The 16207-nt window shown below is 66.4% G+C and carries 16 protein-coding genes; 11 read left to right on the forward strand and 5 right to left on the reverse strand.

The window, feature by feature from the left end; genetic code table 11:
- Window positions 1-3 precede the first annotated feature (3 nt).
- Genes gspH through HU763_RS05395 form a run of 6 tightly spaced genes read left to right on the forward strand, consistent with a single transcriptional unit; the run spans window position 4 to window position 3580 of the window.
- Window positions 4-441, forward strand: coding sequence for a type II secretion system minor pseudopilin GspH (gene gspH / locus HU763_RS05370; protein ID WP_186686063.1), 438 nt, complete (start codon window positions 4-6; stop codon window positions 439-441).
- Window positions 438-806 carry a type II secretion system protein GspI gene (locus HU763_RS05375; RefSeq protein WP_186686061.1) on the forward strand — a complete coding sequence of 123 codons (369 nt, stop codon included), beginning with the start codon at window positions 438-440 and terminating at the stop codon, window positions 804-806. Before gspH ends, HU763_RS05375 begins: the two co-directional genes overlap by 4 nt.
- Window positions 803-1468: a type II secretion system protein gene (locus HU763_RS05380; RefSeq protein WP_225931927.1), complete on the forward strand. Its 666-nt coding sequence runs from the start codon at window positions 803-805 to the stop codon at window positions 1466-1468. Before HU763_RS05375 ends, HU763_RS05380 begins: the two co-directional genes overlap by 4 nt.
- Window positions 1465-2541, forward strand: a complete 1077-nt coding sequence (gspL, locus tag HU763_RS05385; RefSeq protein WP_186686059.1) for a type II secretion system protein GspL — start codon at window positions 1465-1467, stop codon at window positions 2539-2541. Before HU763_RS05380 ends, gspL begins: the two co-directional genes overlap by 4 nt.
- Window positions 2538-2924: a type II secretion system protein GspM gene (gspM, locus tag HU763_RS05390; RefSeq protein ID WP_186686057.1), complete on the forward strand. Its 387-nt coding sequence runs from the start codon at window positions 2538-2540 to the stop codon at window positions 2922-2924. Before gspL ends, gspM begins: the two co-directional genes overlap by 4 nt.
- On the forward strand, window positions 2921-3580 hold the full coding sequence (locus HU763_RS05395) for a general secretion pathway protein GspN (protein WP_186686056.1): 660 nt from the start codon (window positions 2921-2923) through the stop codon (window positions 3578-3580). The genes gspM and HU763_RS05395 overlap by 4 nt, the downstream gene beginning before the upstream one ends.
- A gap of 57 nt (window positions 3581-3637) precedes the next feature.
- Here HU763_RS05395 and HU763_RS05400 read toward each other — a convergent pair whose 3' ends face one another.
- The 4 genes from HU763_RS05400 to HU763_RS05415 form a co-directional block, all read right to left on the reverse strand.
- On the reverse strand, window positions 3638-8164 hold the full coding sequence (locus tag HU763_RS05400) for a hemagglutinin repeat-containing protein (protein ID WP_186686055.1): 4527 nt from the start codon (window positions 8162-8164) through the stop codon (window positions 3638-3640).
- A 27-nt stretch (window positions 8165-8191) separates the two neighbouring features.
- Window positions 8192-9874 (reverse strand): ShlB/FhaC/HecB family hemolysin secretion/activation protein, encoded by a 1683-nt coding sequence (locus HU763_RS05405; RefSeq protein ID WP_186686054.1) that lies wholly within the window; start codon window positions 9872-9874, stop codon window positions 8192-8194.
- 160 nt (window positions 9875-10034) lie between these two features.
- A complete protein-coding gene (locus HU763_RS05410) occupies window positions 10035-10589 on the reverse strand; it encodes a L,D-transpeptidase family protein (RefSeq protein WP_170028497.1) in 555 nt (184 codons plus the stop codon).
- A gap of 22 nt (window positions 10590-10611) precedes the next feature.
- Window positions 10612-11163: an NUDIX hydrolase gene (locus HU763_RS05415; RefSeq protein ID WP_186686053.1), complete on the reverse strand. Its 552-nt coding sequence runs from the start codon at window positions 11161-11163 to the stop codon at window positions 10612-10614.
- 124 nt (window positions 11164-11287) lie between these two features.
- Here HU763_RS05415 and HU763_RS05420 point away from each other — a divergent pair, with 124 nt between their 5' ends.
- From HU763_RS05420 to purT, 5 genes are all read left to right on the forward strand, one after another.
- Window positions 11288-11887, forward strand: a complete 600-nt coding sequence (locus HU763_RS05420) for a CoA pyrophosphatase (protein ID WP_186686051.1) — start codon at window positions 11288-11290, stop codon at window positions 11885-11887.
- 45 nt (window positions 11888-11932) lie between these two features.
- Entirely contained in the window at window positions 11933-12457 is a 525-nt protein-coding gene (locus HU763_RS05425) for a gamma carbonic anhydrase family protein (RefSeq protein WP_170028500.1), read from the forward strand.
- Window positions 12450-12650, forward strand: coding sequence for a DUF1289 domain-containing protein (locus HU763_RS05430; RefSeq protein WP_186686049.1), 201 nt, complete (start codon window positions 12450-12452; stop codon window positions 12648-12650). Before HU763_RS05425 ends, HU763_RS05430 begins: the two co-directional genes overlap by 8 nt.
- 253 nt (window positions 12651-12903) lie before the next feature.
- The gene (locus HU763_RS05435) at window positions 12904-13371 is read left to right on the forward strand and encodes a VUT family protein (protein ID WP_186686047.1); all 468 of its coding nucleotides are present in this window, start codon (window positions 12904-12906) and stop codon (window positions 13369-13371) included.
- Window positions 13372-13447: 76 nt separating this feature from the next.
- The gene (gene purT, locus HU763_RS05440) at window positions 13448-14629 is read left to right on the forward strand and encodes a formate-dependent phosphoribosylglycinamide formyltransferase (RefSeq protein ID WP_186686044.1); all 1182 of its coding nucleotides are present in this window, start codon (window positions 13448-13450) and stop codon (window positions 14627-14629) included.
- A 140-nt stretch (window positions 14630-14769) separates the two neighbouring features.
- Here purT and HU763_RS05445 read toward each other — a convergent pair whose 3' ends face one another.
- Window positions 14770-16071: an MFS transporter gene (locus HU763_RS05445; RefSeq protein ID WP_170028504.1), complete on the reverse strand. Its 1302-nt coding sequence runs from the start codon at window positions 16069-16071 to the stop codon at window positions 14770-14772.
- Between the last annotated feature and the right edge of the window lie 136 nt (window positions 16072-16207).

Here is a 16207-nt window from a genome sequence, read left to right on the forward strand (position 1 = left end):
TCGGTGCGTCGGCAGCGGGGTTTCAGCCTGATCGAGTTGCTGGTGGTGCTGGCCATCGCCGGGCTGATGACTGGGCTGGCGGTGGCCAGTCTCGGCAACGGCCAGGCCGCGGTCGACCAGGCCTTGCAGCGGCTGGCGGCAGAGACCCGCAGCCAGGCCGTGCTGGCCCGGCATGCCGGGCAACTGCGCGGCTTGCGCTGGAACGGCCAGCGCCCGGAGTTCGTGCGCCGCCAAGGCGATGCCTGGGCGCTCGAGACGGTGGCCCTGGGCGACTGGCCCAAGGGCCTGCAACCGGATTGGCCAGCCAGCTCGCAACCTCAGCTGCTGTTCACCCCGCACGGCTGGGCACAGCCGGGCAGCGTGCACTGGCGCTGGGCCGATGGTAGCCAACGCTGGGCCTGGAGCCGTGATGGCCGCTTGCACATAACGGTGGCGCCATGAAGCGGCATCAACGCGGCTTCACCTTGCTCGAGGTTAGCGTGGCCCTGGCGATCGCTGCCGTGCTGGCGGTAATCACCAGCCAGGTGTTGCGCCAGCGCCTGGCCGTGCAGGGCAACCTGCAGCAACACCGCTTTGGCCTGCTGTGCGCGCGCGAGTTGCAAACCCGCTTTGCCGTCGAGCAGTACTGGCCTGCCAGCAACCAGGTGAGCGGTGAGCTGAGCCAGGGTGGCCAGGCGTGCCACTGGCAGTTGCAGCTGCGCCGCACTGGCGTGCGTGACTTGCGTCGCGGGGAACTACTGCTGTTCGCCGATCGCGACCAGCGCCTGCCGCTGGGCCAGTACACCGTATTCCTGGAGCGCCCATGAGCCGGCCAGCTTCAAAGGCGTGCCTGCCCCCTGTAGCAGCGGGGGACACCGGTCACCCGGGCGGCAAACCTGTAAAGCGCCGCCAGGCTGGCCTGACCCTGATCGAACTGATGGTCGCCCTGGCCCTGACCGCCGTGCTCGGCATTCTGCTCGCCGCCCTGGTCAATGGCTGGCTCAAGGTGCGCGAACGCTTGCAGGACACCACCCAGGAAACCTCGGTGCTGGAATTTTGCCTGGCCTTGGAACGGCGCTTCGACAGCCCGGTGATGCGCCGCATCTACGAGCAGCGCCTGCCCCTGGCCAGCCGCTGGCTCGACTGGCAACCAGCGAGCAACCAACTGCTATGGGTTGCAACCACCGGCCTGCCGCAAGCCGAAGGTGGCTCGCGTCTGCAACGCCAGCGCCTGCGCTTCGAGGCCCGCGAGCAGCGCCTGCTGCTGGAAAGCTCGGCCGACCTGTACGCCGCTGCCGCGCCGCGCTGGCTCGAGCGTGAACGGCTCGAGCGGGTCAGCGCCATGAATGTTCTGTATTACCAGGGCGGCCGCTGGCTGGCCTGGCCTTCTGACCAACCCGCGCACCCCGGCCGTGGCGTGCGCCTGGAATTGCAGCGTGACGGAGCCTCCTATGTCTGCACCTTCGCGCTCCCGTGGGGGCGCTCATGAAAATTGAATGGCGGCGGCGTACACCGGCCCGGCCCTGGTTGTTGCTGCGACCGGGTGCAACCTGGCACTGGGCGCTGGTCGCTGGCGGCCGTGTGCAAAGCCAGGGGCAGGGCGAGCCGCCGCTGAACCTGCAGGCGCGTGTCGCACTGATTCTGCCTGCCGAGGCCTGCAGCCATTTCCGCGTGCCGGCACCACCCGGGCTCAAACGAGAGGAATGGCCACTGTTGCTCGAAGATCGCCTGCTGCAGGCCGCGGACGAAGTGACCTGTGCCTGCCTGGCGCGTGGGCCCGGTTACCTTCGCTTGCTGGTGGTGGCGCGCCAGCAACTGGACAGTTGGCATCGGCAGTGTGCAGAGTGGGGTTTGCCAGCGCAGCGTTGCTGGGCGGAGCTGCAGCTACTGCCGACACCCGAGGCTGGCACTGCCTGGCATTGGCAGCGCACAGCCGATCTGCGCTTGTGCAAAGGGCTGGGCGAAGATGGCCAGGAGCATTGGCTGGCCTGGCCGGATGCATTGGGTGATGCGCCTCGCCAACCGTGGGCGGGGCTGCACAAGGTGCCGCTGAGCGGTGACTGGCCAACGGCGTTGCCGCCGCTGGATAAACTGCCCGGCCTGTTCGAGCATACCCGCAACAGGCGCGTGCTGGCGACGGTATCCCGGCCGCAGCAACGCCTGCTGGCCGCCTGCCTGGCATTGGCTGTGGTCTGGGCTGGGCTGTGGATGACCCAGCAATGGCGCCAGGCGCAACTCTGGCGCAGCCAGGTCATTGCCGTGACCGGCGCCCAGGCCAGCCCGCGTCACGCCGCGCAGGCGCTCAAGCGGCTGCGCGAAGGTGCGTTGCAACAGCAACTGCGCATGCGCCAGCTCGAAGACCTGCAAGCGGCATTGCAGGCCTGGCTGCGTGACCATCCCGGCTGGCACCTGGGCGCGGTGCGCTTCGATGGCCAGCGTTGGCAGGTGCGCCTGGCGGGTGAGGGCAGTGCACCGCCCTGGCAGGACATGGCCACCGCTGCCGGTGCGACTGTTCAGGTTCAAGCTGACCAGGTGCTGTTCGATCTGGGAGCGGCCTCATGAACCGGGACTGGATACAGCGTCATCGTTTCACCTTCGCCTGGGCACTGATTGCCCTGTTGCTGGCCGTGCTGGCCCTGCGCGCCGGCCTGGCGCAATGGCGCGAACTCAGCCAGTGGCGCGGGCTGGCCGAACAAGCCGCCAGCCTGCACGGCGGCCCTGGGTTGAACCTGGAACGGCTACGCCAGTCAGCCCAGGCCCGGCGCATCGAACTGGCCGAAGTCGATGCGCAAGGCGAGGCCTGGCAATTGCGTGGCCAGGTCGGCGACGAGCTTCAGCTGCAGGGCTGGCTGCAGAGCCTGCGGGGCGAAGGCGTGCAGCTACGGCAATGGGGGCTGGAACGCCACGGCAAGGGGCTGCGCTTCGAGCTGGTGGTGCAGCCATGAGCCGAACAAGTGCGGCGTGTGTGCTGCTGGTTTTCGTCCTCACGCTATTGCTGGAGCTGCCGGCCAGCTGGGTGGCGCATGTATTCAAGCTGCCGCTGCGCGAGGCCAGTGGCAGCCTCTGGCAAGGCCAGGCACAGCAGCTGGGGCCGCTCGGGCCGCTGCGCTGGGCGCTACAGCCGTGGCGCTTGCAGGCGAGCGCGCAGGTTGGCTGGCAGGGCCAGGCCTGGCAACTGCGTGCTGAAGGCTGGCCCTGGCAGTGGCAGCTAACGGCGAGGGCCCTGGGGCCGCAGCTGACGACAACGACGGATTACCGCCTGGCTGGGCAATGGCAGGGTGCATTGCGGGTCGAGGGCGCTGGGCGCCGATGCCAGGGCAGTGACGGCCGCCTGCAGGTGACCGACCTCGCCTTGAGCGAGCCGTGGTCGCTGGGCCTGGGGCAGGGCTGGCTGGAAATCGACTGCGGCAACGGCTGGCACCTGCGCGGGCAACTGGCACAACAGGGGCAGCATCACCTGGCAATGGAGGCAGACCTGCAGGGGCGTCGGACCCAGCTAGTGTACGAATTGCAGCCCGATGCGGCGCTCACGCCGTTGCTGCGTGGCGCACAGTGGCTCGGGCCCCAGGCGCTGGCCGGCCGGCGAGACCTGCGCTGGTAGGCAATCAGACGCTTGGCAGCCATGGGAGCGGGCAAGCCCGCTCCCACCGAGGACGCTTCACTTGTTCTTGCCCAGCACACTCGAAACCCACTGCTCGCTGCGACTATGCCCGCTGGTCCTCAACAACCCCAGGTCCAGCGCATTCTCCCCGTCCGCCGCGCCTTTGCCCTTGGCTATCTCGGCCAGCGCCGTGCCCAGGTCCACCGGTGAGTTGGACGCATCGATCGACACGTCCCGGCGATAGTCATTGCCGGCAAGCGTCTCGCGGGTCACCGATTGCGCGCCAAGGGCCACATCCCCTTGGGCCGACTGCAAGCGAGCGCCAACCAGTTGAACGCTGCCGCCGACCTGCAGCTCGATGCCTTCGCTGCCTTTGAGCGCAGTCTGTTGGCCGACGCTGTCGCGTTGCATATGGGATACGTCGAGGCTGAAGGTTGGCGAGAAGCCCGGGTCCGCCTTGGTCAGGGCCGAGCCGGCCTTTTCCTTGACCTTGCCGCCCAATGGCCCAGCCACCGCGGTCGCCGCGTTGACGTAGCCTTGCGGGTTTTTCTCCTGGCTCAAGCGGGCATCGCCCCTGACGCTCAGCGTGTTGACGTTGTCCTTGCGGCTGGCGATGTACAGGTCGCCATCGACTACCCCGGCGATGCGTCCTGCCTCCAGGCTGACACCTTCGATACGCGTGTCGCCGCGGCTTTGCAGGTCGATGCGCTCGGCACGCAGGTTGCCGGCGTTCCACTCCAGGTTGTCGCGCTTGTCCAGGTCGACCTTGAGGCGGCCATGCAGGCCACGGCTGTCCAGCTCGCCCTTGGCCATGTCGAAACCGGCGCCGGCGGTGATGTCGAGGTTGTTGCGTTGCTCCTGGTTGGCGGACGCTTCTATGTATATACCGCCGCTGGAGGCCTTGGCCATCAATTCCCGAGCCGAAGCCTGCAGGCCCTGCAAGTGCACTGCGGTGTCTTCCTGGGCGCTGCTGGCCAGGCTCAGCGTGCCCTTGCTGGCGAACTGGGCGTCGATGGCCTGACGCGCCTCTTCGTCCTGCTTGCCGTGGCCGAAGTGCCCGCCGATGGCGCCACCCCTGGTGTCGCCAGCCTTGGCTGCCAGCTCCAGGCCACCGCCCAGCTTGCTGCCGGTCGCTTGCCGGGTGTTGCTGGCCGCCTTGACCGCAAGCTGGCCGCCGCCCTGCAACAGGATGTCGCCAACCTTGGCCTCGCGGCTGCCGATACGGGTACCTTCGAGCAGCAGGTCGCCGCCACTGCTCAGCCGCACCTGGCCCTTGGCGTCGATCTGGGCCACCTGGGCGTTGCTGCTGGTGGCGTGCTGCTGCGCATTGTCGAGATAGCCGCGGCCATCGACACCGGTGCCACCGGGGCGGTTGCCCATCTTGGCCCAGGCGTTGCCGTCTAGCTGGCCGGCCTGCTGTTCGGCCCGGTCGGTCGCCTGCGGCACGGCCAGCGAGCCGGCACTGTCGATGACCACGTCGCCCTCGCCGCCGTCGATGCGCGTGCCTTCGTAGCGGCCTTCACTGCCCAGTTGCACCTGGACACCCTGTTGCCCATACAGGCTGGCGGTTACCGCCGTGCTGGTGGTGTCCCGGGTGGCCTGCGAGCCGCCTTTGCCGGCGGCACGTACATTGAGGTCACTTCCGCTGCTGGTGTCCACACGTGCATCACCGCTGAACGCCAGGCGCTGCACGGAGGTTTGCCGGGTGTCCTGCGCCGCGCGCATGCGGTGTTCCCGTGCCGCGATGCTGAGCGTGCCGGCATTGGCGTGCCAGTTGGTGCCCTGATCGTCAAGGGTATCGGCCTTGACTCGCACCTGGGCTCCGGACAGTTCACTCACCTGGACGAACCCGCGGCGTTGGTTCTCCAGGCGCTTGAGGTGGTCGATGGTCATGTCGCCGCCAACGCTGGGGGCCACCATGGCGTGTTCGGGCGAGGCCTGCTGGAAGCGTGCGGCTTCCTCGCCGAGCACCAGGCGTTCGATGGGGCGGGTGAGGTCACGGTATTCGACGCTGGCGCCCAGAGCGCCTGCCCAGTGGTTGCGGCGCTGTTCTTGCTCCTCGGTCTGTTCGACCGCACGGTTGTCGATGCGTTTGGCCTCCACCTGCAGGCTGTTGCCCGCCGCGACGCGCGCAGCTTCGGTCACCAGTGTGCCGCCTTGCAGCTTCAGGTCGCCGCTGGCCTGCAGGGTGCTGCGCTGTACCTCGCTGGCGCTATCTGTCAGTTGCTCGCGCTGGTGATGGCCTTCGAACAGGCTGCCCACTCGGTCGATGCCACCGGTCACCGTCAGCCCGCCACCGCTGCGGGTGGTGCGGGTGTCCTGGTCGCGCTCGTTGCGGGTAGCCCCCAGCGTGATGTCTCGTGCCTGAACATCAAGGTCGCCAGCGCTGGCGGTTACCGTGGAGCCGTTGACCTGCAGGTTGGCGCCGCTGCTCAGGCCCACCGAGGCCCCGCTGAGCACACTGGGCAGCTGGCTGCTGGTACGTTGCTGGCGAGTCGTGGTCAGCACCTCGTAAGCCACGCCTGCGGCGTATTGCCGGGACTCGGGCTTGCCGTCCTCGGCGTCCTGGGTCTGCCCGGCGCTGGCGCTGAAGTTGCGCTGCTGGTCGCGGGTTTCACGTTCATCGACCGTCTGCACACTGGTAACCAGCAGGTCGCCCTTGGCTTCGACCTGCAGTTGCCCGCCCGCCTCGACCTTGGCGCCCTGGATGCGCATTTCGTCGGCACTGGCCAGGCGCAGGTTGCTCGACGAACCTACATCGCTGACCAGTACCTGCTGTTTGTGCTCGGTGCTTTCATGGCTGCTGCCGATCAGTCCGAACAGCTTGCTGTCGCGGGTGCGGTCGGTCGAGGTGCTGCTGCCCTGGCCTGGCTCGATGGCCAGCGAGCCCTTTTCGCTGAACAGCACGGCGTCCTGCTTGCCATGGACGTTGCTGCCCTTGATGGCGAGCTGGTCGGCTGTGACGGTGAGCTCGCCGTCGCTGGCGATGGTGCTGCCGGCAACGGTCTGGCCTTCATTGTCATTGCCTTTGCGGTCGCCGAAGAAGGCACCGGAGACCAGGTCGCCGCGATAGCCGTCCTGGCTGCCGCGGTGCTTCAGGGTGGTGGTGCCGATGTCGGCCTGCCTGGCGCGAATGGCCAGGTCGCCGCGGCTGCGCAGGCTGCTGCCCTGAATGTCGAGGTTGCCACTGGCCTGGACGCTCACCTGGCCACCCTCGAGTGCGCTGCCCCGGGCATGTTCCTGGCGTACGTCGGTGTCGCTGTCACCACGCCACAAGTCCTTGCGATGGCGCACCTGCTCTTCGGTGCGCTGGCTGTCGATACCGGCGATGATGGTCAGGCCAGCACCGCTGTCCACTGTCAGCGCCTTGCCGGCGGTGACGGTGGCTGCGGTCATGTGCATGTCTTTGCCCGAGTGCAGACTTACGCTGTCGCTGGCAAGCAGTTGCGTGCTCTTCTGTTGTTGGCGGGTGGTGGTGGTGTCGCGGCTGTAGGTTTCGCGGGTAATGAACAGGAACTTGTTGTTCCAGCTGTCCTTGTCACGCTCGATGCTCTCGATCGCCTTGGCGCCGAGGGTGAGTTTCTGGCCGGCCTTGACTTCAATTTGTGGCGCGCGGCCTTCGACAGCTTCCAGGGTGATGTCGTCGGCTGCGCTGAGCCTCAGTATGCCCCGCCCGGCATGCAGTTCGCTGGGGTTGTCGGCGTTGCCGCTGACCTGCAGCCCCCCGGCCGACTGGATGTCGATCCCTTCGCTGCCGACCACCTGCGGCGCTGCCACGCGCACACCGGCGCCTTCGGCGGTGCTCACTATGCGGATACGCCCGGCGCGCATCGCACCGAGAAAGCTGGCATCGATGCTCGACGGCGTGGCTGGCAGGTGCTGGACGATTTCGCCGCTGGCCCGCTCGATACGGTTGCGCCCCACGGTGACATCGAGCGCCTGCCCCGCCATGAGCAGCCCTTTGCTATCGACTTGCGGCGCGATCAGCTCAAGGGCGCCGTTGCCGTTCCTCTGGCCGCGCTCCAGCACTTGCAGGCTGCCACTGGCATTGAGCGTATCGAGGTACTTGAGCTGTTGTTCGTCGAATTGCGGAGTACCCACCACGAAGCCGGCGCGGGTGGTGTTGATGAAACTGCCGCCATTCAGGGTTATGCCATTGGGGTTGGCCAGGATGTAGTCGGCAGGGCGGCCGAAGATTTCCTGTGGCCCTTCGATCAGCGAGGCGTTGCGGCTGACCACTTCGTTGAGGATGGTCGAGGCGGCCTGGCCCTGGAATTGCGGGTTGGCCGCAAGGGCTCCCGCCAGCTCCGAGTGCCCGGCCACGGTGGCGTTGTTCAGCACCACGCCAGGCTTGCCGACGTTGTAGTCGATGAACTGGTTGTGGGACAGCCCGCTGGCGTTGGGCGGCACGATGTCGATGACCGGTACCCCGTGGCCGTTGTTGATGATCGGGGTACCCCCCGGGCCCTGGGTTGCCTCCAGGCCGCCCTGGGCCAGTGCGGCACCGGACCCGAGCAATGCCAGGAAGATGGCCCAACGCAAGGTATCAGGGCGGATCGACGATAGCGGCGAGAGTGTGTGCATTTTCTCGTTCTCATTGTTGTGGGTGAATCAGATGTTCAGGGTCCAGTCCAGCACCCAGAAGCCGGGTTCCAGCAAGCCCTGGGGCAGGTCGCTGGTGTAGAGGGCGCGCTGGTAGTCCAGCCGCAGGCGGCTACTGCCGAGGCCCAGTTCCAGGCCGGCGGCGGCCCCGGCCAGGCGCTGTGACGGTCTGCCTTCGGCGGTGCGGGCCCAGCCCAGGTCCACGCCGATGTAGGGGCGTACCTGCCAGGGGGTGGTCCAGCTGCTAGGCAGTGCCTGGCTGAACGTGTTGCGCCAGGCAGCGGCGCTGGCGCCGGAGTAGGTACGCAGGCGAAAGCCGCGCACGGCCGAATCGTCACTGACCAGCAGTTGCTCCACGGCGGGCAGGGCGTCGCTGCTGTACTGCAGGCCCAGTTCGCTTTGCCAGCGCCATGGGGCGGTGGGCGGGCCCTGGCGCAGGTGCAGCAGGTTGGCGCGGTACTTGCGAAAGTCCGGACGCAAGCGTTCCGCACCGAGTGGCGAGCGGTCGGCGCCGAACGCGTCGAGACCCTGGCCGATCCCGAGGTAGCCATTCCACAGGCCGGCTTCGAGCCACAGCAAATTGATACCTGCTTCGACGCTGCTCAGGGTCGGGCTCTGCTGGATGATGACCGCGCCGGCGCTGCGATTGACCAGTTGCTTGCGGTCCAGCCGTAGACTGGCGCTGAGCATGCCTTGCTGGTTGCGCCACAACACCCGCTCGGCGCTCAGGGCCTGATAGCTGCTGCTGCCATCGGCGCGCTTGTCGCTGCCCGGCAGTGGTGCCTCGTAGCGCAGCTGGCTGGCGCTGAGGGCAAAGGTCCAGGCGCCGTAGGGCACGCTGTAGTACAACGACAGGCCTTGGCTTTCACCGGGGGCATGCAGCACGCTGTTGGTCAGCGCCAGGCGCAGGTCGTCATTCAGGCCCAGCGGGCTGTCCAGGCCGACGCCGAGGCTCAGGCGGTGCCGCCCGCTCAGCTCGCTGCCACGGTTGTCGAAGCGGCTGTCGACATGCCAGCGGGAGGCTACGCTGCGCGGCTGCACGATGACCCGCGTGCCGCCCTGCAGCTCGCCCGGCAGCAGGGCGGCGGTCAGATCGTAGGCGCGCAGGCGGTTGAGTTGGTCGAGGCCTTGCTCCACGTCCGGCAGGTACAGCGGGTGGCCGAGCAGCCCGGGGAAGGCACCCGCCAGCGACAGCGGCAAATCGGCGCCGGCAAGTTCGATGGATTCGACGAAGCCTTCGACGAGGGTGATATCCAGCGTCTCGCCGTCCTGCGGCGGTTGCCGCAGGTAGGGGCGGCTGGCCGGGTAGCCGGCTTGCAGGTACAGCCCGGTGATGGCCTTGAGCAGCTGGTTGATGTCGCTGACGCCCATGCAAGGCGAGACCAGCGCACGGAGGGTTGCTGTCAGCTCCGCGGTATCGAGCTGGCGGTTGCCTTCCACGCGTACGCCGTCGATAGCCCAGCAGTGGTTGTCCTCTGCAACGGGGGCGACAGCGGTGGGGCGTTCGGCCGGGGAGGGCGTACGCTGCCAACGCTCCAGCCGCTGTTGCCGCTCCAGCTGGCGGAGGCTGTGCTGCTGATCGCGCAGTTGTTGGCTGGCGGGGTCGTCGGCCAGTGCCAGGGGGCTGGACAATGCTGCGCCAAGGCAACCAGCTAGCGCCAGGACGGTGACATGGCGAATTCGGCACGGCATTCAGGCACCCCGCAAATGGTGTACGGCTTACGTACTCGTTTGCGTGGATGCTAAGAATTCGGGTGTTGGCCTGGATGCAGTACCCTGCCTAGGCGCCTGTCAGGCGAGTTCTCGGCTGTTTGAAAGATACTTCCTACAGAGTCGCGGCGAAGGCTCTAGATCAGGGGCGGATCTCGATCAGCGTGCCATCGCGCACCAGGTCCCATACTTCCTGCATGTCGCGGTTACGCATGGCAATGCAGCCATCGGTCCAGTCCAGCGTATGGAAGTACCACTCCGGGTACTCGTCGTTGATCGGCGTGCCATGAATCATGATCATGCTGCCGGCACTCACCCCTTCACGGGTCGCGCGGGCGGCATCGCTGACATTCGGGTAGTTGATGTGGATGGCCAGGTTGAAGCGGTCGCTTTGCTTGCGCCAGTCCAGCCAGTAAAGGCCCTCGGGGGTTTTCTTGTCACCCTCGCGTTCCTTGGGCCCCTTGGGCTGCTTGCCCAGGGAGATGCGGTAGGTTTTCAGGGGTTCGCCACGGCTGATCAATTGCAGGCGCCGCTCGGACTTGATCACCAGCACCTTGTCGATCAGCGGCTGCATGGCCTGTTGCGAAGGCGACTGGGTTTGCGCTGCCGGCTGGGGTTTGCGGATGATCGTCTCGGTGAACGCCGCCTGGGACACCGAGGTAACGCAAAGGCAGAAAAGGGCAAGCAACCAGCGCATGTAACGGTTTCCCTGAAGGCTTCTAGGTAGTGGTCGAGACATGCATCGGCGGCAGGTATTCATGGCCTATGGGGTACTGCTGCCCAATGCGGTCGCGATAGTAGCATTCTAGTGTGCGTGTGACAGTGCGGAAAGCCAGCTCGCCCCACGGTATCTCGTGTTCCTCGAACAGCCGCACCTCCAGGCTTTCCACACCGATAGCGAAATCAAGGTCCGCCAGCTCGGCGCGAAAGAACACATGCACCTGGTTGATGTGCGGCAGGTCGAACAGCTGGTACAGGGTCATGCTGCCGAGGCGGGCGCAGGCTTCCTCGACGGTTTCACGACGGGCGGCCTGGTCGAGGGTTTCGCCATTTTCCATGAATCCGGCGGGTAGGGTCCAGAAGCCCCGGCGTGGCTCGATGGCGCGCCGGCACAGCAATACCTGGCTGCCCCAGGTCGGCAGTACGCCGGCAACGATATTGGGGTTCTGGTAGTGGATGGTCTGGCAGGATTCGCAGACATACCGCAAGCGGCTGTCGCCTGCAGGGATCCGCTGAGTGACCAGCTGGCCGCACGTGCTGCAGAATTTCATGTCGGTTTCCTTTCGCTCTGGCTTATCTTGGCGCGACGGCCGTGCCGCCGCAAGCGCGCGGGGCTTGGGTGCTGCGCGGCTTTGGTGCATCATGCAAGGCAGGCCTTGAATACGAGTGTGCGCAATGCTGGACGAGCTACTTCGCCGAATGAGCAACCACCAACCCGCCTCAATGGAAACCGACCGGCGGTTCCCTGAAGCGGCGGTCCTCTTGCCCATTACCCGTAGCGAAGCGCCCGAGCTGGTCCTCACCCTGCGTGCCCAGGGCTTGTCCACACATGGCGGCGAAGTGGCCTTTCCCGGCGGCCGCCGCGACCCGGAAGACCCGGACCTGGTGTTCACCGCATTGCGCGAGGCGGAAGAGGAAATCGGCCTGCCGCCTGGCCTGGTGGAAGTGATCGGCCCGCTCAGCCCGCTGATTTCGCTGCATGGCCTGAAAGTGACGCCATTCGTCGGGCTTATTCCGGATTTTGTCGAATACCGCGCCAATGATGCCGAGATCGCGGCAGTATTCAGCGTGCCGCTGGAATTCTTCCGCCAGGACCCGCGCGAACATACCCACCGTATCGATTACCAGGGGCGCAGCTGGTATGTGCCCAGCTATCGCTACGGCGAATACAAGATCTGGGGCTTGTCGGCGATCATGATCGTCGAGCTGGTCAACCTGCTGTTCGATGCCGGCATCAGCCTGCACCAGCCGCCTGAGCGTTACATCGAAAACTGAGTGGGGGCCTACCCCGCCGTCTGCGTCGCAGCCTGAGGAGCAAGCATGAAATACCGCCTGGGCGACCTGCGGGTCGAAAGCCACCCCACCAGTTGGGCCGCACCCACCGCCACCCTGATCGGCAAGGTACGCCTGCAGGCCAATGCCAGCGTGTGGTTTGGCGCGGTGTTGCGCGGCGACAACGAGCTGATCGACATTGGCGAAGGCAGCAATGTGCAGGATGGCACGGTGATGCACACCGACATGGGCTCGCCGCTGACCCTGGGCAAGGGCGTGACCGTCGGCCACAACGCCATGCTGCATGGCTGCACGGTGGGCGATTACAGCCTGGTGGGCATCAACGCGGTCATCCTCAACGGCGCGCGGATTGGCAAGCACTGCATCATTGGCGCCAATGCGCTGATTGCCGAGGGCAAGGAAATTCCCGACGGCTCCCTGGTGATGGGCTCGCCGGGCAAGGTCGTGCGCGAGCTGACCGAGCAGCAGAAGCGCATGCTCGAAGCCAGTGCCGCGCATTACGTGGCCAATGCCCAGCGTTATGCGCGGGAGTTGGTGGTTGACGATGAGTGATGCCGTGGAACGGCCGGTGGCCTCGCCGTGCGTGAGCATTTGTGCGCTGGACGAGCAGGATATCTGCACTGGCTGCCAGCGCAGCGTGGCGGAAATCAGCCGCTGGGGGCGGATGGACAATGACGAGCGTCGTGCGGTGCTGAAGCTGTGTCATGAACGGGCGAAAGAGGCCGGCCTGGTTTTCCACAACTGAATGTCCCGCAGGCTGGCGTCGCCTGTAGGAGCGGCCTTGCGTCGCGATGGGCTGCGAAGCAGCCCCAATGTTTCGGTGCAGACGCTAACGTTGTGGGGCTGCGAAGCAGCTCCAGTGTTTCGGTGCAGACGCTAACGTTGCTGGGGGCTGCTTTCGCAGCCCATCGCGACGCAAGGCCGCTCCTACACGGAGTACCGTTGCCTGCTCGGGCAGCCAGCGGTAATCTGTGCGGCTTGCCCACAGACCACTCGCCATGTTCTATCTGCTTGCCTACATCAGCAGCGTAGTGCTGATCAACTACGCCTTTTCCAGCGCGCCGCACCTGGACATCATCTGGTCTGCCTGGGGCGGCCTGGTGTTCATCCTGCGCGATATGGTGCAGACCCGCTTCGGCCACGGCGCGCTGGTCGCCATGCTGGCGGCGCTGGTGTTGTCCTATGTCACCTCGGAGCCGGCCATTGCGCTGGCCAGCGCCACTGCGTTCTTCATCTCCGAACTGATCGACTGGCTGGTATTCAGCATCACCCGCCGGCCATTGCGCGACCGCCTGTGGCTGAGCTCGGCGTTGAGCATCCCGGTGGACACGTTCATCTTCTTCGGCATGATCGGTGCCCTGGCCCCGGCCGTGATCGGCACGGCCATGGCCTCGAAGTTCGCCGGGGTCACCGCCGTGTGGCTGGCCATGGCATTTCGCGCGCGGCGCGCTGCCGCCGTCGGTTGATGGTGTAGAATAGCGGTCCTTTTTCAGCGGGCGGCGCCATGCCTGGTGCGGCCCCGGACGCCTTCGAGGACCTGAAATGACCCGTATCGGAACCCCCTTGTCGCCCACCGCGACCCGTGTACTGCTGTGCGGCTGTGGCGAACTGGGCAAGGAAGTGGTGATCGAGCTGCAGCGCCTGGGCGTCGAAGTGATCGCCGTCGACCGCTACGCCAATGCCCCGGCGATGCAGGTGGCGCACCGCAGCCACGTGGTCAACATGCTCGATGGCGTTGCCCTGCGCGCCGTGATCGAGGCCGAGAAGCCGGACTACATCGTTCCCGAAATCGAAGCCATCGCCACCGCCACCCTGGTCGAACTGGAAAACGAAGGTTTCAACGTGGTGCCGACGGCCCGCGCCACCCAGCTGACCATGAACCGCGAAGGCATCCGCCGCCTGGCCGCCGAGGAGCTGGACCTGCCGACCTCGCCGTACCACTTCGCCGACACCTATGAAGACTATGCCAAGGCCGTGGCCGATGTCGGTTACCCGTGCGTGGTCAAGCCGGTGATGAGTTCGTCGGGCAAGGGCCAGAGCCTGTTGCGCAGCGATGCCGACCTGCAGCCGTCGTGGGCCTACGCCCAGGAGGGCGGTCGCGCCGGCAAGGGCCGGGTGATCGTCGAAGGCTTCATCGACTTCGAATACGAGATTACCCTGCTGACAGTGCGCCACGTGGGCGGCACCACTTTCCTCGAGCCGGTCGGCCATCGTCAGGAAAAAGGCGACTACCAGGAGTCGTGGCAGCCGCAGGCCATGAGCCCGAAAGCGCTGGCCGAGTCGCAGCGGGTGGCCAAGGCGGTCACCGATGCCCTGGGCGGTCGTGGCCTGTTCGGCGTGGAGCTGTTCGTGAAGGGGGACCAGGTGTGGTTCAGCGAAGTGTCGCCACGCCCGCATGACACTGGCCTGGTCACCCTGATTTCCCAGGACCTCTCGCAGTTTGCCCTGCATGCCCGGGCGATTCTTGGCCTGCCGATTCCGGCCGTGCGCCAGTTCGGCCCATCGGCCTCGGCGGTGATCCTGCCGCAAGGCCAGTCGCAGCAGACCAGCTTCGCCAATCTGGGCGCAGCGCTGAGCGAGCCGGATACCGCCATTCGCCTGTTCGGCAAGCCGGAAATCAACGGGACGCGGCGCATGGGCGTGTGCCTGGCGCGGGACGAGTCGGTCGAGCTGGCGCGGGCCAAGGCGACCCGTGCTGCGCAGGCGGTCAAGGTCGAGTTCTGATCCAGGCCGCATGGGGCCGCTTTGCGGCCCTGTCGCGCCACAAGGCCGTTCCTACAGGGAATCGCGCAAGCTGAAGCGGGGGCGATCTCCTGCAGGCGCGGCCTTGTGGCGCGATAGGGCTGCAAAGCAGCCCCAATCATTCAAAGCGCAGTATTGCGGGTCTCTTTCAGGCACAGCACGGCAAGCAGGCTGATCACTGCGGCCGCCGACACATAGCCGCCGACCCAGCTCAAGCCACCCATGCTCACCAGTTTCTGGGCAAAGAACGGTGCCGCCGAAGCCCCGACGATCCCGCCCAGGTTATACGCAGCCGACGCCCCGGTGTAACGCACATGGGTCGGGAACAGTTCCGGCAGCAGTGCCCCCATCGGCGCAAAGGTCACGCCCATCAGGAACAATTCGATGGCCAGGAACAGCGCCACGCCTGCGGTCGACCCCGAGGTCAGCAGCGGTTCCATGGTAAAGCCCGAGAGCACCGCCAGCAGGCCGCCGACGACCAGCACCGGCTTGCGTCCGTAGCGGTCGCTGAGCCAGGCCGACAGGGGCGTGGCCAGGGCCATGAACACCACTGCGAAGCACAGCAGGCCGAGGAACGTTTCGCGGCTGTAGCCCAGCGTGGTCACGCCGTAGCTCAGCGAGAACACCGTCGAGATGTAGAACAGTGCGTAGCACACCACCATGGCCGCCGCGCCCAGCAGGGTAGGCCGCCAGTGTTTGGCAAACAGGTCGACCACCGGCATTTTCACCCGTTCCTGGCGCGCGACTGCCTTGGCGAACACCGGGCTTTCCTCGAGTTTCAGCCGCACATACAGGCCGACCAGCACCAGCGCCGCGCTGAGCAGGAACGGAATGCGCCAGCCCCAGGCGCGGAACTGCTCGTCGCTGAGCACCAGCGCCAGGGTCAGGAACAGGCCGTTGGCGGCGAGGAAGCCAATCGACGGCCCCAACTGCGGGAACATGCCGAACCAGGCGCGTTTGCCTTGCGGCGCGTTCTCGGTGGCCAGCAACGCCGCGCCACCCCATTCGCCACCCAGGCCCAGGCCTTGGCCGAAGCGCAACAGGCAGAGGATGACCGGCGCCCACACGCCAATGCTGTCATAGCCCGGCAACACCCCGATGGCGGTGGTGGACACGCCCATCAGCAACAGTGAGGCGACCAGGGTCGATTTGCGGCCGATGCGGTCGCCAAAATGGCCGAACAGTGCCGAGCCCAGCGGGCGCGCCAGGAAAGCGATGCCGAAGGTGAGGAAGGCCGCCAGCATCTGCGCGGTACCCGACCCGGAAGGGAAGAACACCGGGCCGATCACCAGGGCGGCGGCAGTGGCGTAGACGTAGAAATCATAGAACTCGATGGCGGTGCCGATGAAGCTGGCAGTGGCTACCCGCGCGGGCGAATTGACCGGCGCGGCAGGCGCTTCGGCATAAGTGCTGCTGGTTGTCATTTGGAAGGTCCCTGACAGTCTGATCCGGCTCCATGGGCGTGGCCTGCGACAGCGTGCTAAGCGAAAGAGCCAGGCACGGCCATGCGGGCGCCGGAGCGTTTTGTTGTTGTGCGCGCCAGACTGACGATAGCCCAAG

Origin of the sequence: Pseudomonas anuradhapurensis, from assembly GCF_014269225.2 — a bacterium.
Lineage (GTDB): Bacteria > Pseudomonadota > Gammaproteobacteria > Pseudomonadales > Pseudomonadaceae > Aquipseudomonas > Aquipseudomonas anuradhapurensis.